13 protein-coding genes are annotated in these 20234 nt (G+C 42.5%); 6 read left to right on the forward strand and 7 right to left on the reverse strand.

Going from position 1 to position 20234, the window contains the following annotated elements; all coding sequences use genetic code 11:
* The first annotated feature begins 137 nt into the window (after nt 1–137).
* Nucleotides 138–836: a C40 family peptidase gene (locus H7J92_RS09505; protein ID WP_078817227.1), complete on the forward strand. Its 699-nt coding sequence runs from the start codon at nt 138–140 to the stop codon at nt 834–836.
* Nucleotides 837–910: 74 nt separating this feature from the next.
* Here H7J92_RS09505 and H7J92_RS09510 read toward each other — a convergent pair whose 3' ends face one another.
* Nucleotides 911–1648 carry an SDR family NAD(P)-dependent oxidoreductase gene (locus H7J92_RS09510; protein ID WP_078817226.1) on the reverse strand — a complete coding sequence of 246 codons (738 nt, stop codon included), beginning with the start codon at nt 1646–1648 and terminating at the stop codon, nt 911–913.
* Between the two features lie 237 nt (nt 1649–1885).
* Between H7J92_RS09510 and H7J92_RS09515 the strand changes: the two genes are divergently transcribed.
* Nucleotides 1886–3478, forward strand: coding sequence for a SulP family inorganic anion transporter (locus H7J92_RS09515; RefSeq protein WP_221836729.1), 1593 nt, complete (start codon nt 1886–1888; stop codon nt 3476–3478).
* A 505-nt stretch (nt 3479–3983) separates the two neighbouring features.
* On the opposite strand, the gene murJ is transcribed toward H7J92_RS09515, so the two are convergent.
* Together murJ and H7J92_RS09525 are read right to left on the reverse strand one after the other, a co-directional pair.
* Nucleotides 3984–5267 (reverse strand): murein biosynthesis integral membrane protein MurJ, encoded by a 1284-nt coding sequence (gene murJ / locus H7J92_RS09520; protein WP_221836731.1) that lies wholly within the window; start codon nt 5265–5267, stop codon nt 3984–3986.
* Nucleotides 5264–6382, reverse strand: coding sequence for a glycosyltransferase (locus H7J92_RS09525; RefSeq protein ID WP_009765899.1), 1119 nt, complete (start codon nt 6380–6382; stop codon nt 5264–5266). The genes murJ and H7J92_RS09525 overlap by 4 nt, the downstream gene beginning before the upstream one ends.
* Before the next feature lie 296 nt (nt 6383–6678).
* On the opposite strand from H7J92_RS09525, the gene H7J92_RS09530 reads away from it, so the two are divergent.
* The 3 genes from H7J92_RS09530 to H7J92_RS09540 all read left to right on the forward strand — a co-directional run bounded on the left by H7J92_RS09530 (nt 6679) and on the right by H7J92_RS09540 (nt 12442).
* Nucleotides 6679–7575, forward strand: a complete 897-nt coding sequence (locus H7J92_RS09530) for a C40 family peptidase (RefSeq protein WP_221836733.1) — start codon at nt 6679–6681, stop codon at nt 7573–7575.
* Between the two features lie 163 nt (nt 7576–7738).
* Nucleotides 7739–9397: an N-acetylmuramoyl-L-alanine amidase gene (locus H7J92_RS09535; RefSeq protein WP_221836735.1), complete on the forward strand. Its 1659-nt coding sequence runs from the start codon at nt 7739–7741 to the stop codon at nt 9395–9397.
* An 867-nt stretch (nt 9398–10264) separates the two neighbouring features.
* Nucleotides 10265–12442, forward strand: coding sequence for a 5'-nucleotidase C-terminal domain-containing protein (locus tag H7J92_RS09540; RefSeq protein ID WP_221836737.1), 2178 nt, complete (start codon nt 10265–10267; stop codon nt 12440–12442).
* A gap of 46 nt (nt 12443–12488) precedes the next feature.
* On the opposite strand, the gene H7J92_RS09545 is transcribed toward H7J92_RS09540, so the two are convergent.
* Nucleotides 12489–13658, reverse strand: a complete 1170-nt coding sequence (locus H7J92_RS09545; protein ID WP_078817222.1) for a pyridoxal-phosphate-dependent aminotransferase family protein — start codon at nt 13656–13658, stop codon at nt 12489–12491.
* Nucleotides 13659–13886: 228 nt separating this feature from the next.
* Nucleotides 13887–15167: an isocitrate lyase gene (gene aceA / locus H7J92_RS09550; RefSeq protein ID WP_040758374.1), complete on the reverse strand. Its 1281-nt coding sequence runs from the start codon at nt 15165–15167 to the stop codon at nt 13887–13889.
* 210 nt (nt 15168–15377) lie between these two features.
* Between aceA and H7J92_RS09555 the strand changes: the two genes are divergently transcribed.
* Entirely contained in the window at nt 15378–16043 is a 666-nt protein-coding gene (locus H7J92_RS09555; protein ID WP_078817221.1) for a LytTR family DNA-binding domain-containing protein, read from the forward strand.
* Nucleotides 16044–16070: 27 nt separating this feature from the next.
* Here the strand turns inward: H7J92_RS09555 and H7J92_RS09560 are convergent, their stop codons facing one another.
* Complete coding sequence (locus tag H7J92_RS09560; protein ID WP_078817220.1) at nt 16071–17219, reverse strand: polysaccharide pyruvyl transferase family protein; 1149 nt, start codon at nt 17217–17219, stop codon at nt 16071–16073.
* A gap of 130 nt (nt 17220–17349) precedes the next feature.
* A complete protein-coding gene (locus tag H7J92_RS09565) occupies nt 17350–19698 on the reverse strand; it encodes an S-layer homology domain-containing protein (RefSeq protein ID WP_221836739.1) in 2349 nt (782 codons plus the stop codon).
* Nucleotides 19699–20234 lie beyond the last annotated feature (536 nt).

Here is a 20234-nt window from a genome sequence, read left to right on the forward strand (position 1 = left end):
AAATTTTAGTTTAATATCGGACTTTCGATACATGTATTTTCAGAATATTCTTCTGTATACTAGGTTTATTGGTTGATTTTCGATAAGTTGCTAACTTAGTAGAAATAGCTAAACATATTCAAAAGGGGATAATCAGAATGAAAAAAACAGCTCTCGCAGCCATTGCCTCTCTCATGCTCGCAACAAGTATCTCGGTGGGAAGTGCAGACGCCTCGACAAAAACGCATGTTGTAAAACCAGGTGATTCGCTTTGGAAAGTGGCCAACCAATATAAATTGACAGTAAATGAATTAAAGAGCTTAAATGCGCTTTCTTCCGATACTATTAAAGTGAATCAAAAGTTGATCGTTGAAAATAAATCAAAGAATGCTAAGACCGTTTCTTCCACCAACTCATTACATGATGCCAAGAAGCCAATAGTGGACAAGCCGACTGTTACACCAAAACCATCGGCTGGCTCCAGCGCACTAATGAATAAAGTGGTCGACGTTGCTATGCCTCTGCAAGGCGTTCCCTATGTCTGGGCAGGCGCCACTCCATCTGGATTTGATTGCAGTGGATTCATCTATTACGTGTTTAACCAAGCAGGCGTAAAAGTACCAAGGCTCGATACAATCGGAATGTACGATCGTTCTGTTTTTATTAAAACCCCTGTCGTAGGTGACCTATTATTTTTTGAAAATACATATCGTGCAGGCATTTCCCATATCGGAATTTACCTTGGCGACAGTAAGTTCATCCATGCAGGCACAAACGGGATAGAAATCGCTTCTGTTGAATCTCCATATTGGAGCCAGCGTTTCCTAGGCTATAAACGTTTCAAGGACATTAAATAACAGCAAAAGGGCTGCTCTGTACATCATGACCATGACGTACAGAGCAGCCCTTTTTCAATTACTTCTTGCGTTGATTATCTCGCTGAGTATCCACCATCAATTACAAGTTCAGCACCTGTAATATACGAGGCTTCATCTGATGCGAGGAACACTACAGCATTCCCAACATCTTCAGGCTTCCCTAGGCGTTCAAGTGGAGTCATCTTAATAAGCATCCCGAGTAGTTCTTTAGATTCTTCTAATGCTTGAGTCATCGGTGTTTCGATAACACCCGGGAATACTGTGTTGACTCGGATACCGTCTTTACCGTATTCGGCTGCAGCTGCTTTAGAGATCGCGCGTACTGCCCCTTTAGATGCGGAATATGGGTTCAAGCCCATTCCGATTAAAGCCGTATAAGATGAAATATTAACGATAGCACCTTTTTTTGCTTCGGACATATAGCCAGCTGCGTGTTTCATGCCAAGAAATGTACCGAAGCTGTTAATATCGGATAGTTTGCGCCAGTCTTCAATTGTAATTTGGTCCACTGCTTTTTCAGTAGAAATTCCGGCATTATTAATTAAGATATCCAGTTTGCCGAAGTGATCGACCGCTTTTTTCATAGCGTCTTTCCATTCGTTGTCTTCTGTCACGTTAAGTTTGACGATGAGGATTTGATCTTGTCCGCCCCATTTTTCTTCTAGTGCAGCTTCATTGATATCGGCCGCTATAACTTTCGCTCCTTCTGCCACAAATTGCTTCACCATCATCTCACCCATACCAGAGGCGCCACCAGTAATAAACGCTACTTTGTCTTGTAATCTGCCCATATTTCACCACTCCTTTTATTATATATATTTTAACACTAAAGTATCTTTAATTCAATTTCCCGACATGATTACATTGAACGTTTTCCTCGTACATTGGCTATTTGTATAAATAAACTGGAAAGTTCAAAATTACCACTCATTCCAGCCTTATCTTTATGCACACCTTGTATAGACTCCCAGTGTACGATATAATAAGAATTGTTAGATATATACTACAAGTGGAGGAAGTGAACAAAGATGTTCAGAGACCGACGCTTTCTAAATTATAATGCAGCAGGCTTTCGGCAGGATTTGATTGCAGGGATTACTGTTGGTATTGTAGCCATTCCACTTGGGATGGCTTTTGCAATTGCTTCCGGTGTGAAGCCTGAGTATGGGTTATATACAACGATAATTGCCGGTCTGATCGTCGCATTGTTAGGTGGCTCGCGTTTCCAAATTGCAGGACCAACAGGAGCTTTTATTCCTATTTTGCTGGCGATCGTGCTGCAATATGGTTATGAGGATTTATTGATTGCCGGATTTTTAGCGGGTGTCTTCTTGGTCGTTATGGGATTTCTTGGTGTCAGTAATTTAATTCATTTCGTCCCGCGTTCGGTCACGATTGGCTTTACAGCCGGTATTGCAGTCATTATTTTTACTGGACAGTTCCAAAATTTCTTCGGGCTGACAGGTATTGAGAAGAAAGAGTTTTTCCATGAAAGTATGATGGAGATTATTCGTCAATTTTATACGGTGAACACATACAGTATTTTGACTGCAGCGATTGGGTTACTCGTCATCTTTATTTTACCAAAAATCGCTCCAAGAGTTCCGGTATTGCTCGTCGCTTTATTAATCCCAACGATTTGTACGATTTTATTTTTCCCTGGTAGAGTCGAGACGATCGGAACTGCATTTGGCGGTATCCCGCAGCATCTACCTAGTTTCCATTTTCCCGAAATCAGCCTCTCGAAACTTGTTGCTCTTTGGCAACCTGCTTTGATCATCGCGGCACTTGGCGCGATTGAGTCGCTTCTTTCAGCTGTCGTCGCGGATGGCATGAAAAGTGATGTAGCGAAACACGATTCCAAAAGGGAATTATTCGGGCAAGGCATCGCCAATATGATTACACCGCTTTTCGGCGGGATTCCTGCAACAGGAGCGATTGCCCGCACCGCCACGAATATTCGTTCAGGTGCGGTCAGTCCGATGTCCGGTGTGATACAAAGTATATTTGTTCTGGCATTTCTGCTAGTGTTCGCACCTTATGCTTCCTACATTCCGCTAGCCGCTATGGCACCGATCTTAATGTATGTCGCCTGGAATATGAGTGCTAGAAAAGCGTTTGTACAAATCATTTCACTGCGGTCAGGCGATTCACTTGTCCTGTTAACTACTTTTCTCTTAACGATCTTCATAAATTTAACCATTGCAGTGGAAGTCGGCATCCTGTTGGCTGCTCTTTCTTTCTTGCGGAAAATGAGCGGTTCTCTAGATATTAAAGAAAGTAAATTGACAGATGTCGAGAAATTCAAGTTGGCAACAGATTCCGGGAAGGAACTGATCAAATACAAACTCTCAGGCCCATTATTTTTCGGCACTGCCAAAAACTTCGAAGACCGTTATCCAAAGTTTTTGAAAACCAAACAATCTACTATCATCTTAGACATGGAAAATCTGACCGCAATCGATGCAACAGGAGAAGCTGCACTATCCGCACTTCTCGATGAAGCACGACGCCAAAATAAACGGCTCATCTTCAAGAAAGTGCCGCCGAATAAAGTAAACTTATTTAAACGCAGTGGTCTGTTTGAGAAAATCGGCAAAGATAATTTCTTCATGCTATGAAAAAATGAAGTGATAAAGTATGACTTAACGCCAGAGAGAAAACATCTAGAAGGATTATGGGCTTGCGGTCCGGGGATTTAGCGAAGCGTTGGGAGCACATCTTTGCAATTTCGCCCGTCATCCGCTCCAATCCCTATAAAGTGAACTGTAGACATAGCAAGCTCATTGTATATAGTGCGAATTATCGCTTCCCAAGACAGAAAAGTATACGTATATCCACTTTGACATTACTTCTTGTATTTAAAATTTCTTCGAATGGATGGTGCGTTCACTAAAGTTGGGAAAATACACTAGTTGATCGTAGTAGAAGGCGGCGACTCCAGCGGGATTAGCTCGACAGGTGAGACCCCGCAGGAGCGTAGCGACGAGGAGGCTCACCGCGAACCCCGCGGGAAGCGTCCGCCTGGAACGTAGATCAACGGTGCCATCACCCACTTGCGTTTTCTGCTGTCCACAAGCTAAGAGCTTCCTATCCTTTTTGGGACAGGAAGCTCTTTTATTCGTCTTATAATTTCCACTTAAATCGTGCATAGCCTGCGAGTAGCAAAAAGTTCACTGCTGCACTGATCACGGTTCCATAAGCAATGGCTTGGGCTCCGATTTGATCAACAAATGCATAAATGATTCCGATATTAATTCCAAACACACTGATCAAGCTAAATAGGATTGGCGTGATGGAATTCCCTTTTGCATAATAAAAACGCGTTACATACGTATTCGCTGCCAAGAAAAACATGGACAAAGAGAATACTTTAAATACTGGAACAGTCAGCATAATGGATTCTTCTCCAAAATTTCCATATCCGAAAACCAGTCGGATCAATGGTTCCGCGAGAAAGTAGCAAAAAATCGTTGCAGGCACTAAAAGAGCCACCATATAGAGCATACCCTTTTTATAGAGCATTTTGACCGTCTTCGTATCCCCTTCGCCTTCTTTTTTCGCAAGCATCGGATAAATGACCGTCGTTACCGCTGTCATCAAAATCGCCTGTGGAAAGCCTGTCAGTTTCGATGCGTAGTTAATGGATGAAATTGCACCTGTCCCCAATCCATCCGCAGCAATTCGGTGGATAATATAATAAAATTGCAAAGAGGCCCCGCCGAATAAAATAGGCAGTGCCAGCCACCAAAGTTTTTTTATATCCGTTGTCAGCCCAAAAGAAGGCTTCAATGAAGACAAGTCCGCGCGCTTGATTCCCCAGTACAAAAATATACCCATTAACAGCGCACTAACCATCGCACCTACTCCGTACGACTCAGGTCCAAGCCACTTAGTCAATAGAACACCTACAGCGACAAATGATGCATTGTATAAAAGAATGGCTAAACTGGATAACTGAAATCGATCATTGATGTTCAATAAGCCGCTCATCCATGTCGACATGACCAAGACAATAGAAGAAGGCATCATCCAAAGAAATAGATTTCTCGTTAATGTAAAATCTTCTTCACTTAAATCTTTAAAGAAAAAATGTAAAATCGGGTTGGTCAATAAAACAAGAAGCAGCGTAATGAGAGTTGCGGACACGACAACTGTCGTAAAAGCCTTACGTACGAACAGCTCTTTGTCCATCTTAGACGAATGATAAACAGAGATAAAAGCTGTCGTCAGCGCACCGCCCAGCACTAAATAGATAAAGTTTGGAATTGTATAGGCTGTAGCAATCGCATCTGCAACCGTAGATGTACCATATTGGATACCGATCACTACTTCTCGTCCAAACCCAAACAGCCTCGCTACAATATTTATGATCGCGACAGCTCCGATGATCTTGAATAATTTACTCATTTAAAAGATCCCTTTCCATTCTGCTCGTAGATATCGTTCAGTCTCTTGACGATTACCTCATAAGAATGTTGCTGGACGACTTTTTGTATGACTTCCTGTTGAGCCCTTGTTATGTCATCCACAAGCGCTTTCTCCAAGCCATTTGCCAAGGAATCCGCATCGTGCGGTTCTACTAAGATCCCTGCATTATCTTGCAATAGATAAGGCAAACCGCCGACATTTGTCGCAACGACTTTCGCTCCTGATGCAAGCGCCTCTAATGCCACCAAACCAAAACCTTCGTGATAAGACGGCAACACTAACACATCTGCCGCTGCCATCCATTTCGCAAGTTCCGTTTGACTAACAGGTTCCCTGAACTCAATGTCCAAAGAGCCTGGATGGAGGCCTTCTTCATTTTCAATTTTTTCTTTTACCGTATCGACAAAACGTTGATCTTTTTGCGATCCTATTATATAGAGAAGAAGATCGTCATGATTTTTCTTCAATTGATAATGGGCATCCAGCAGTTCTATGACACCTTTCGCTTCGATTACGTTTCCTACGTAAATCATTACTCGCTCATTCAACGGTACATTTAATAGAAGGCGAACTTCTTCTTGCCCCATCGGTTTAAAGATATTTGTGTCGACTCCCATGCTCATCACTTCGACTTTTTGCGGAGATATTTCATAATCTTGAAGCACATCATTTCGAAGCTTTTCACCTACAACAATCACTTTGGCTGCTTCCTCCAAGATTTTTTTCGTATACTTGGCAATTCGATCGCTCTTTTTCGCCATTTTATCCAAATCTCCACCATGAACTGTCACTATGTATGGAATATTGAATAACTTCTTTCCTATAAATGAAAGAATACCTGTAGGAAATGCATAATGAGCATGTGTAATCCCAATCTTTTTTTTATGTCTAATTAAATAAGTAAGGGATTGGGTACCCCATGAAATGTATTTCGCTATTTTTTCAATTGGTCCTTTTCCTGGTTCATTGATTGCAATAACTTTGACATCCAACCCGCTGTTTTTCAGTAATTCCACTTGATTTTTCACAAAAATCCCGTATGTAGGATGTTCAGTAGAAGGATACATATTGCTAAATATTACTACTTTAGTCACTAATTACTCATCCTTTTTAGCTTTCCGGTTTAACGGACGCTAGCTCTTTTATTCGTTGAATGATTATACCATAATACTGATAGTTATAAAGTCACGTTAATTATAAACTGATTATTCATTATTTTCCACCGAAACTTCAAATAATTTTAGGTCTTTCTATTAACATTTCAACTAATCTATCACCTGTAATCCTCTTGTAATGAAAATGTAACAAAAAACGTGTTTATACGTGCTAATATATTCCTAGATTACAAAGCACAACAGTTGATTGTGCGAAAGGGGAATTTGAGAACAGCATGAAACGTCTATTGTCTCTGGCTCTGGCAAGTTTATTATTCTTTTCACTTGTACCAGAATTTGCTTCCGCAAACTCACCAACGTCGCTAATTAGCTCTGCGCGAAATTATTTAGGAACACCTTACTCTTATGGCGGAACGACTCCATCGGGCTTTGACTGCTCAGGGTATACGAAATATGTTTTCAACAAAGAAGGCCATTCATTGCCACGGACAACAGGACAGCAATTTGCAGCAGGCACTGCCGTTGCAAAGAGTAATTTAGAAGTTGGAGATCTGGTTTTCTTCAATACTTCAGGACGCGGTGTTTCTCACGTAGGAGTATACACAGGATCCAATAACTTCATTCATGCTTCCACAAGTAAAGGTGTAATGGTATCTTCACTCAACGATCCTTACTATTGGGGCAGCCGTTATATCGGTGCGCGCCGTGTAGCAAGCTTCGATGAAGAGAAAAAGGTCGCTGCTGCAGCACCTGTTAAAGAAGTTGTATACGCAAGCCGTGCAGAAGTAGCAAAGGTTCTTGCAGATACTCTTAATCTCGATCAAACAACTGTAAATATTACATTTAAAGATGTCAATGAATCTAATCCTTACTATGCTGCAATCTCAGCTGTTGCCGAAGCGAATATCTTTTCCGGCGACCAAGGCAATTTCAAACCAGAAAATGAATTAACTCGTGCACAACTAGCAAAAGTATTAGTACAAGCTTTCGATTTAAAAGGTTCAGCTCAAGCGAATTTCACGGACGTTCCTGCAGGCCACTGGGCAACTGAATATATCAATATTCTCTACCACCACAATATTACAACTGGTTACGGAGACGGTACATTCGGTTTAGATGATAAAGTAACTTCCGAACAATTGAAAAAATTTATTGACCGTGCAAAAAATTAAGTCAGCCACCGAATGTTCTAAAAGGACATTCGGTTTTGTATAATTATGACGAAATTTCTCGCGCTAAGTTACTATTTCTCGAACACTGTCAAAAACATCTAGTAATCGTTTTTCAACGCTGTTACACTTATCTTAGTAAACTATCATATTTTAGGAGGATTCCATGAATCAGTTCAAATGGGCAACAGCCGGACTGTTGCTGCTCACCATCTTAGTTCTCTCACCTCTTCAGTCATTAGCTAGTTTCAAGTTTTCCGATGTACCAGTCGAACGTGAATATTATAAGGAAGTCCATTACATAGCCGAAAAAGGAATTGTCAATAAATCAGTTAAGTTTAATCCAAAAGACAATCTAAAGCGTGCACACGTTGCAAAAATGCTTGTCATTGCAAAAGGTTTTGAAAACACGCCGCTCAAAGAAATGACGATTGACGGCTTGGAACCAAATAGCGAACAATACAAATATGCCAATATCGCGATACAAAAAGGATTTTTCAATATTTCCGATGGCAGCCGTTTTAATCCAAACGAAGAAATTAAACGAGACGAAATGGCTTATGCACTATCCGTCGCTTTTAATCTATCAGAAAAAGTGACAAGTCAAAAACCATTAGTTTTAACAGATGTAGTCAATCATAAATATGCAGAGCGCATTAACGGTTTATATTATGCAGGGATCACACAAGGCGACAACAAAAAATTCTTGCCGAATAACAAATTAACTCGTTCTCAATTTGCATTATTTATTGCCCGCGCACTTGATAAGCAATTTGCGCTAAAAGTTAAAGCTCCCGACCAACAATCCAGTGTCGATTATGTAAAGGTCGATACAGGAAATGATAATGATCCATTAAACGTACGTTCAGCTCCTTCCGCTACTTCTACAATCATCGATGCATTGCCTAATGGTACAGTAGTCGAAGTAGTTGGCTCTACAGGCGTTTGGTTGAAGGTAAATGTTGCAGGCGTTTATGGCTATATCCATGAAAACTATACATCTAGTAATCTGGAAGAAAGCAAACCAAGCCAGCCAACACCTCCAAAACCAACTCCCTCCCCTTCTGCAAAGTTGATGGGGAAAGTAACAGTGAATAGTTTGAATGTCCGTTCTGCAGGTAATTCTAGTGCACCTACGATTGATAAGTTGAAAACAGGTCAAAAAGTAGAAATCGTTTCAGTCACTGGTTATTGGGCAAAAATTAAATACGGCAGCAAAACAGGCTACGTACACAAGTCGTATTTGAAATTACTGAACCAAACCGGTAATCCATTACGTGATCGCATCATCGTAGTTGATGCAGGCCACGGCGGACATGATCCAGGCACAGGTAAAAGTGGACAAACAGAAAAATCGATCACTTTGAAAGTTTCAAAGAAGTTGGAAGCTAAGCTGAAAAATGCTGGTGCTAAAGTGTTGATGACACGTTCAACAGACAAGTATTATGCATTGGAAGAGCGTACGAATTTCGCTAAGAAGAATTTTGCAGAAGCATTCGTTTCAATTCATGTGAATTCAGCAACCGCTTCTGCTAAAGGCACAGAGACGTATTATGACTCTTCAGCTAACCCAAATGCTACGGAAAGCCGCGACTTGGCAACTTTCATCCAGCGTAATATCGTGCAGAAGGCGAATATGGTTGACCGCGGCGTGAAGAATAACCGTTTCTATGTAATCCGTAATAATAATGTAGCTGCGGTGCTTGTAGAGTTAGGTTTCTTGTCAAATGCAGACGATTTCAAGAAGCTGACAAGCGACAAGTATGCTGATATTTACGCAGACGCAATCTACCAAGGTCTTCACCAGTACTACAGCAAGCAATAATCTTCAGCGTTTCAAACCTCCCAGACGATTGTCTGGGAGGTTTTTTGTGTTCAAGTATTAAGGGCCAGGGCCGTTACTCGACTTATTTTGGGTCTAAATAGAAAGAGGCTTGTGCTCTGTCACCGCTGCGCCGCTGGGGGATTGCCTCCCGCCATGAGCCAACTAGCAAAGAACGCTAGCTGTCTCATGGCTACGGCCGACCCCGCAGTTGCGGCTTCGCTGGCATGTTTAAAATAATGGGTGTGGTGTTTAGAAATAAGTAAGCCTAAGTTGTCCAGCTAATTAGTCAAAAGCCAAGGTGCAGTAAAACATGCCAAGTGCTTCCCCTCACTAAACGAAGGCGCCTTACAAGCGGTAGGCGGAGCGATGAGACAGACAGGCGCCCTTCCTGACTGGCTCATCATGGGAGCCATCCGCTAGCGCCGAAGTGTGTCCAATGACGTTGCTTTGCACTTGAACAAATGCTCCTGTTATGCCCGGAAATTGTTTAGCAGAAAAAACACAATACCTGCTTGTACCTGCTAAACGAAGGCGCCTTACAAGCGGTAGGCGGAGCAATGAGACAGACAGGCGCTGTTCCTGACTGACTCATTGCGGGAGCCAGCCGCAAGCGCCGAAGTGAGTTCAATGACGGTATTACTTTTATTATCTCGATGCCCAAGCTAGTATCTGTTTAGTAGTCAAATCTAGCTTTTGCGACGAAAGATTCCCTTGCACATCGAGTCCCAAACGTAGGCGCCCTACAAGCGCTAAAATAGCGAAAAGACAACCTTTAATTCACATTGCTCTCTATGGATCTAAATGGTAAACTATCAATAGCATTTCAATTTTTAATAATTTCAAAAAAACGAGAGGTGGTAATGTGTAATGGCGAAAAACTTTATTAAATGGAGTACAGCTTCCGCACTTCTTCTATCCGCAGCATCCATCACACCTACGATTGCTTCAGCAGAACAAACACCTGAAAACAACTTTTCATTGACCGTCCTACACTCGAACGACACCCACGCCCACGTGGCAAACGCACCAGAACGTGCAGCCCTTGTAAAAAAACTGAAAGAACAAAATCCTGCCAATCTATTGTTGGACGCGGGTGACATCTTTTCAGGAACATTGTACTTCAATGAATTCGAAGGCGAAGTCGACATGAAAATCATGAACTATTTAGGATATGATGCCATGACGTTCGGGAACCATGAATTCGACCTCGGACGTTCTGAAAATGGACATGCCTCCCTTGCCAAAATGGTGAAAGCAGCAAACTTCCCGGTTGTCTCCGCAAACATTGATTTTTCTAAGGATGCCCTCTTTGACGGACTGCAGACAAAAGCGATCACCGATGATCCAAAAGACGGCAAAATCTATAACGGTATTATTAAAGAAGTGAATGGAGAGAAGGTCGGTATTTTTGGTTTGACGACTGAAGAAACCGTCTCAATTTCCAGCCCAGACAAGGTCACATTCACAAACTATATTACAGAAGCAAAGGAAGCAGTCTCTGCTTTTGAGGAAGCTGGCATTAATAAGATCATCGCGATTACTCATATCGGTTTCGATGACAATAAAGCAATTGACAATGATCAGGAATTAGCGAAAGCTGTCCCTGAAATCGATATTATTGTAGGAGGGCATACCCACTCTAATCTTCCTGAACCTCATGTTGTAAATGCCGATACGGATCCGGTCGTCATTGTACAAGCTAATGAATACAATAAATTTCTCGGACAGCTTGATGTGGAATTCGACCGAGATGGTGTCATCACAAACTTCAATGGCCAGCTACATGAGATCGGTGGTGAAGGTGCAGAAATAGATGAAGGTGCGGCTGAGATCCTGGCACCTTATACAAAACAAGTGGAACAGCGTATGGCAAGCCCTGTCGGTACCACCACCAAAGTATTTTTAAACGGCTTACGGGATTTAGGCGGTGTTCGTGCTGGAGAAACGAATCTCGGAAACTTAATTACAGATGGTATGTTGCAGAAGGCAAAAGAAATTGACTCCAATGTTTCCATTGCATTCCAAAACGGCGGTGGAATTCGAGCATCCATCGATAAAGGTGAAGTGACATACGGCGAAGTATTAACTGTACTGCCATTCGGAAATCCTTTAGCGATCGTTCAGTTAAGCGGCGCCGAATTGAAATCGACCTTTGAACATTCCGTAAAAGAATATCCTAAAGAGTCGGGCGGTTTCCTTCACGTGGCCGGTATGAAGTTCCTTTTCGACCCTTCTAAACCAGTAGGAAGCCGAATTGTTTCATTGGAAGTGGATGGCAAAGAAGTGGTCGACAGCCACATGTATAAAGCAGCTACGAACGTTTTCACAGCACGTGGCGGAGATGGTTTCGAGGCGTTGGGCAAAGCGTATGAAGCTGGCCGCGTCAGCGAACCCGGCTTCTCGGATTGGGAGAACTTTGCCGATCACTTAAAATCTCTGAAAACAGTAGATAAAGGAATTGAAGGCCGTATTATGGCTAAAGTTCCATTTACTGATGTGAAGTCTGGAAATTGGGCTTACCCGTATATTTCAGATCTATATTACCGTGATTTGTTGAATACTGAAAACAGTGCATTCAAACCTGGCAATCAACTGACTAGAGCACAAGCTACTTCATTTATCGTCAGAGCGCTAAAGTTGCCCACCGATTCTACAGCAACTGTTCCTTTCAAAGATTTGAAGGATTATGCCTCCGATACGCAAAATGAAATTGCAGCAGCATATGCGCATAAAATTGTTAAAGGCTATGGCGATCAATTTAAACCGGGCGAACCTGTGTCACGCGCTCAATTCGCACAAATGCTTAAGCGTGCATATGAAAACTATACAGGTCAATTGTATATACCGTCTGTTTCCAATCCATTCAGCGATTTGGGTGACTATGGAAAAGAAGCAAAAGAAGCAATGGCTATGATGGCTGAGCTAGATATCGCAGACGGCGATAATGGTTACTACAAGCCGACTGCCTCTACAACTCGTCAACAAACAGCTAAACTGATTTCAAACTTTGTCTACAATACAAAACAAGTGAAAAAAGCTGAATAACAAAAAAACCGATAAGAGAGATTACTGCTCTTATCGGCTTTTCATATTAAGCGGCCAGCTGTTTGATTTCATTAGAGAATACTTCCACTGCCTTGGCAATGTCCACTTGGTGACCCATTTCGTTTAATGTCTCACCGACTTGCATAACGGCTTTTTCGAGCATATCCGCTGTCGTATTGCCCATATGTCCGATACGAAAAGCTTTACCGGCCAAGTGAGCTAACGAACCTGACAAGATCGTGCCTTTATCTGCCATAGCTGCACGGAACTGTGCATCGTTCACACCTTCAGGGTACTGAATACAGCTCAACGTCGGTGCAGCTACATCTTCCGATGCTAATGCCTTCATACCGTACACAGCTAGACTTTGTCGAACCGCACGACCATAAGCTTGGTGGCGTTTGATACGCGCATCGATCCCTTCTTCCAAAACAATGCGCAAACCTTCTTCTAAAGCATAGATCAAATTCACGGCAGGCGTCGCGAAGTATTTTGAAGGATCATGCATGATCGGAATCCAATTATAAATATCACAGTAATACGCTTGAACTCTTTCCATCGCTGCGCGTGCATCCAAAGCCGCTTGGTTAAATGCGACAAGCGCAAGACCTGGAGGGACACCTATCGCTTTTTGTGAACCTGTTAATACAATATCCAATGTATTCCCCGGTCCTCCGTACTCTTTGCTCATATCTTCATCCATTGCAGTAGAAGCACAGACACCATCTACGATAACCAATGCGCCATGTTTCTTGATGACTGGCACGATGGCTTCCAGATTAGCCGCCACACCTGTAGAAGTGTCTGCATGGGTTACAGTGACTGCTTTATAGTTTCCTTCTGACAGCTTACGATCAATATCTTCAGGTAACACTTGTTGCCCCCACTCAGACTGCAAGACATCTACTTCGATCCCGAAAGCTTGGCCTAATTTAATAAAACGGTCACCAAAATAGCCTTGGCTGATGACAAGCAGCTTTTCTCCTTCTGCTATTGTGTTGACGATGGCCATTTCCATTGCGACTGTGCCAGAACCAGCCACTACGAACACTTCCCCATCGGTATTAAATATCTTTCTCGTTTGATCAATTGTATGCTTGTAGATTTTTACAAATCTTGGGTCTGTATGAGATCGTGTCTCGCCTGCAAGCGCTTCATAAATTGAATCTACCACCGGTGTCGGTCCGGGGATTAGCAACATTTCTTCATTTCTCATCCTATTACTCCTCCTTTATTGTATATGCATAACTTCTATAATAGACAAAATATCAGAATCTTTCAAATGAAACAAAGAAAGGGAACTGGACTCGCATCCAATTCCCTCCCCCTTTCACGTTATCTACTGGAAGATACCGTGACCCCGTTATTCTATTAATACCCCTTTTATTTAAGCGAACGGAACTTTCTCCCCAAAGTCACATTCGGTAAAACTATAAAACTTCTATTAGAACTGTGCTGTTTCAGTTGAACCTGACATTGCAGTCGTTGAAGATTGGCCTTCAGAGATTACTTGTGCGACTTCATCAAAGTAACCTGTTCCTACTTCACGTTGGTGACGTGTAGCAGTGTAACCTTTTACTTCGTTATCAAACTCAGCTTGCTGAAGCTCTGAATAAGCACCCATTCCGCGAGTCTTGTAACCGTGAGCCAATTCGAACATGCTGTGGTTCAACGTGTGGAAACCTGCAAGTGTAACGAACTGGAACTTGTATCCCATTTTACCAAGTTCAACTTGATATTTTTCAATTGTTGCATCATCCAAGTTCGCCTTCCAGTTAAATGAAGGTGAACAGTTGTATGCAAGCATTTTTTCCGGGAATTTCGCATGGATAGCATCCGCGAATTCTTGAGCTTCTTCAAGTGATGGATGAGAAGTCTCACACCATACTAGATCAGCATATTCTGCATACGCAAGACCGCGTGCGATTGCTTGTTTGATACCTGGCTTAGATTTGTAGAATCCTTCAGGTGTACGCTCTCCTGTTAGGAATTCTGCATCTACTGGATCGATATCGCTAGTTACCATATCAGCAGCATCCGCATCTGTACGAGCGATGATTACTGTATCAACGCCTAGAACGTCAGCAGCAAGACGGGCAGCAGATAGGTTGCGAACCGCATTTTGAGTTGGTAGAAGAACTTTACCGCCTAAGTGTCCACATTTCTTTTCAGAAGCCAATTGGTCTTCCAAGTGAACGCCGGCAGCTCCAGCTTCGATCATGCCTTTCATTAATTCGAAAACGTTCAATGGACCGCCGAAGCCAGCTTCCATGTCCGCTACGATTGGTGCAAACCAATCAAATCCGTCTTCACGGCCTTCAGCATGGTCGATTTGGTCAGCACGTTGAAGTGCTTGGTTGATGCGTTTAACAACTGCAGGCACAGAGTTTGCTGGATATAAACTTTGGTCAGGATACATTTGTCCTGCAAGGTTTGCATCAGCAGCAACTTGCCATCCGCTTAGGTAGATTGCTTGTAGACCAGCTTTTACTTGTTGTACCGCTTGGTTACCTGTAAGTGCACCAAGTGCATTGATGAAATCTTCTTCATGAAGAGATTTCCAAAGGCGAGCAGCACCCTTTTCAGCTAGTGTATTTTGAATTAGAAGTGAACCTCGTAGTTTCACTACATCTTCGGCAGTGTAGTTACGTTTGATTCCTTTCCAACGGCTATCCTCGGCCCAGCTTCTTTCCAATTGCGCAATTTGTTCTTGTCTAGTTGACATATTCTTCACACCTTCCCAGTTTTTCAACGGCTAACTGTTACAAACTGTTTCATAACAGTTATATTCGTTATTGATTACTATATAACAGTCCATCTGAATTGTCAGTCCATTTCGACAAAAAGGCTTTTTTAGTGGATGAAAGAATGGTAGAATGGATGAAAAGGAAAGTTATTGAAATGAATTCATAAACAAAGGGGTTTATGTGAATCTATGGAAAATGTTGATATCCCAAAAAAAATATTGAATCAATATGCAACCATCTTAGAGGACTGGGTTCCAAAGGACGCTTCTATCGCCATTGCGGTATCGGACCGCTACATTTACTATGATCCTGGCATGCATGACATCCATTTAAAAGAAGGTCAACATATCCAAACAGGCAGTATTGCGGAGGCTACGATCAAAGGACGCCGTAAAGTGGAGGTCGTCATGGATAATACACTTTATGGAATGTCCTACTTTGGAATAGGCTATCCGATTGATGTCAAGGGCGAACCGGGAGCCTTGATCATTATATTGCCACCGAACTTTCATGTGCTTAAAAAAGATCAACTACAATTTCTGACGGGGAAACGGGATGATGAATGGTTTCCCATCCCTATCAATGAAGTAACTTATATTGAAAGTTTACATAAGAAGACTTGGTTCTATACGTCTGGTGAACAATATAATATTAGTTTCACATTAAAAGATTTACATCTTCGTCTCCCCAAGGTTTTCCTGCGTATCCATCGTTCGTATATTATCAACATGAGTTGTATCGAAAAAATCTCCAGGGATTTTTCTTCAAACTTAGTCATCACGCTCATTGATGGCACAGAACTCCCCGTAAGCCAAACTTACCTTAATGAAGTAAGATCATTGCTTGGATTTTAAAAAAAACGTATGAAACTGTAATCAGTTTCATACGTTTTTTTTGATGGCCTCTGTAAATTGTCGTGTGCCGCTCATAGCTTCTTCATATAACGTTGTGGAAAGTTTCTGTGTCTGCTCACATGTCTGCGTCCAATCCGCAGCTAATAATTCGTATGCAGTAGTCAAGTGGTTCTCAGATTGATGCATCTCTCCTATCGGAATCGAAACTTCCTCCAAATTAGCGAGCTTCATGAAATCGGTAACTTTGTGGTGATAGCAAACCGCGATAACTGGTGTCGCTGTACAGGTCGCTAAGATTAACGAGTGTAATCTGGTCCCGATTACCAGATCTTGGGACGCCGTGATTTCCAACAAGTCTTTCGGCAATAAATTGCGGTCGATAACAGTGGTGTGCGCTGATTCTTTCATTAATGCTTGAATGTCTTTCGTTACGTCTGCGTCCTGAGGGAACTTTGTAGCAAAAAACGTGATTTCAACAGGTCGAGCCGCCGCTAAAGCGTCTAGGTTTTTCGCCATTCCTTCTATATACTGCTGGTAGATTTCCTCTTTACTCTCCGGCCAATAGCCGCCATGATAATAAGGAACAGCTGTCACGCCGATTTTCACCGGGCTTTCTGAGTGTGTGTGACGTTCTTTTTTTAATGAAAAGGCCGGGTCCCCAATGACTTGGATCTCCTTCTTCACACCTACTGATTGCAAAAGCTCTGCCGATTCCGGATCTCGCACAGAAATACTATGTGCATGCTTGCTCATATATCGGATGAACCACTTTCCAAGATCACTGCTGAGCGGACCGGCTCCACAACCATAAATCACATATGGCACGCCTGAATTTTTCGCCATCATGGCATATGATCCATATAAAGGGGCTTCACGCTTGTACAAATCCATTAAGATACCGCCGCCGCCAATAATGAGCAAATCAAATGTTTTAACGATTTTCTTATTTTGCATATACGTGGCTGCAAATGTTTTGACTGCATTGCCTTTTTTATAATAAAGCGGTGCGCTCATCACTTGGTAGCGTTTTGCAGTTTGCTTCGGATTATTGCTGAATACGGTGATCACATCACTTGGAACTTGAAAGACCTCTGTAACTTGTGAAATGATGCTCAGTAAAATGGCTTCATCGCCGTTATTGTCATTACCATAGTTCCCCACAATTCCTATTTTCAATTTCCATACATCCTTTTCAGATCATTTGCTACAAGTATAGCAGAGTGGAGTTTTATATTGTATACAAACGGAAGAGAAGCCTTCAAATCAACAGTTGTTCAATTGATTTGAAAGCTTCTTTCATCCAAACTTACAAGTTCATACTTCTGTATAGGAATGCACTGAATTGCGCACGATTCACAGCGCGGCCAGGCATGAACTCACCCTTTTCATTACCCGTCGTGATACCGTGATTTGCTAAAATATGAATTTGTTTATACGCACCATGTTGAGGGGATACATCCTTGAACTTAGCAGATGATTCTCCCTCTAATTTATAGGCTTTCACAAGAATCATGGCCATTTGCGCCCGAGTCAGTTGTCCATTCGGATTAAATGTTCCGTCCGAATAGCCTCCTACGATATTTGCATTGGCGATAGCACTGATTTCTTTGTAATAGCGATGTGTTTTCGGCACATCACTAAAGCTTGTTTTTGCATTATCTACAGGCGCTAAATCGAATGCACGGCTCAAAATAACCGCAGCATGTTGTCTTGATAAGGTATGACTCGGATTAAACTTCCCATCGATATCTCCATTAATCACTTTCTGATCTCGCAAGTAGTAGATCTCCTCAGCGTATGGATAGGACTTAGGCACATCCTTGAACAGATTTGTATCCGTACCATTGCCTCCCCCAGTTGGCGGTGTCGGCTTAGGAGTTGATGTTGATGTCGATTTTACTTCAATCGGCACCGCGATGGTTTTTGTACCCAGCGTCGCATTGACTTGTCCTTTTCCAGCTTTTGTAGCATTGAATGTACCATTTGAATTAACCGATCCGATTTGATCGCCTGTAACGCTCCAAGTCAATTGACTCGGTTGATAAATGATTGGTTTTCCTGATGCATCTGCAGGCGTAGCCGTAAAGTTGATTTTTTCACCTGGCTTAACACTTTTCGCTGAAGCTTTGACAGTTAGTTTTGCTGGTTCCGCAACGACTTTAACCGGGAAGGACTGTTCAGCAGAACCATAGTTTACATAGATTCGATCTTCCCCTGCTTTTATTGCTTTATATGTCAAACCGGTACCTTCGACTGTGCCTTTACCTGAAGTGACTTTTAGCTGTGACGCATTTGGCACGATCGGATTATAATGTGCATCCAATACATGATTCAGTTTCAATGTCGCCGTTGCTCCTACAAGCATTTCACCGATATTCGAACGAGACACACTGACAATTGCCGGTTCGCCGGTAGGTGCTGTGCTGACCGCTTCAACGATTGCTGAAATATTTCGCTGACTGGCATTTGTCGTCCGGTTCGCCAACACGACTTGATTGCTGCCGTATTTTCGGATACCCATTGTCGTGGAGCCCCCACCGTCAAAGTTCAACGCGCGGTCGTAACCTTTAGATACAAGATAATTTGCGAATTGTGTCAACGTCATCCCGTTACTATAACCAGAACGCGAATCAACTGTCACCAAATGAACCTGCTTCTTGTCTTTGCTGATTGCAATCGCAGTTCTTGCAGTTTTAGCAGTCGCACGCCAATTGGACGTGTCCATCGTAATATGACGCTTGCCGTCTTTCACAAGCATAGGACCACTCGCCATCATGAACTGTGAATCTTTCCATTTATCATCAATTGATAGATCCAATGAAACGTCATCGCCTACTGTTAACGACTTGAAACGATCCAATCCTTTCTTACCGTGAACTGATAATACGAAACCGTTTGATGGAATGGAAACAGCTGCCTTCTCTCCATAGCCACGGACCTTCACCACTTTACCTTGTACTTTCTGTCCGTAATGAGTGGATGTAATTGGCGCATTGGTCTCTACGACAATCTCAATTCCAAATTCATTGGATCCAGTACTTTTCTTATAGTGTTGCGGAGTAAAGATAATCGTCTCGTCTGCCTGACGTTCTCTATTGATTCCTGTCATTTGATAGACATTTCCTTTGGCTTCGACTTGAATACCTAAGTTAAAATTATCAATTTCCGCCAGCCCATCTTTTGTCACGCCGAAAGCGATCGGATGGCTCACATAATAGGAATTTGATTGGGAGATTACACCGCCGTTGACGATTTCATTCCCTTCAGATAATAAATACATGGGCATCCCTGTCTTCATATCAAAAAACGATGCATTGACAGCGCCTACTACCCGATTTCCTTCTTTGGAATCGCGATTCGCCAAAGTTAGTGTTGGCGCTGTTTTCGCTATAGGTGAAGGTACGCCCATTTTTAGTTTTGTATGTGGGTCTCCAAGATTGACTTCTAAATGATTTATGTAACTACTGCCTGAATACGTGTATTGAGAATAATTGACGCCCGAAGAGACTGGGTAACTAGTGACGGTTTTCGTGCTGGCTGATGCTCCAAACGGCAATGACACGAGCATGACTGCCGACATGGCGGTGATTGCTACTCTCCGCTTCGCATGGGTCAGCAAACTTTTTTGATTGATAACGCAACTCCATCCTTCCAATTCTATGTCAATCTATAGTTTACCAAATTTATAGCAAGATTACTATGTACCGTTTGGACGAAAAAGAACCGCGATGAGATTATCCATTCACGGTTTTAGAATATAGTTATAAAAATGGCAGTTGGTAAAGGCACCGTTGATCTGCGTTCCAGGCGGACGCTTTCCGCGGGGCTCGCGGTGAGCCTCCTCGTCGCTGCGCTCCTGCGGGGTCTCACCTGTCGAGCTAATCCCGCAGGAGTCGCCGCCTTTTACTACGATCAACTAGTGTATTTTTCTGAAGTTAGTGAGTTGAATGTCCACGCGCGGAAGCTGTATTCTCTTGAAAATACGTATACTTTTCCATCCCAGAATACGGAAATTCATACTACTTAAAGTGAGCTTACTATGTATCACGGTTCACCTTCTAGGGATTGGAGCGAAAGACGGGCGACTCCTGTGGGATATAGCGCGAATGATGAGACCCTGGACTGAGCGTAGTGAAGGAAGCGGCTCATCCGCGCCCCACGGAAACATACTAACATTAGTAGTACAGACCA

The organism is Sporosarcina aquimarina, assembly GCF_019748715.1.
Lineage (GTDB): Bacteria > Bacillota > Bacilli > Bacillales_A > Planococcaceae > Sporosarcina > Sporosarcina newyorkensis.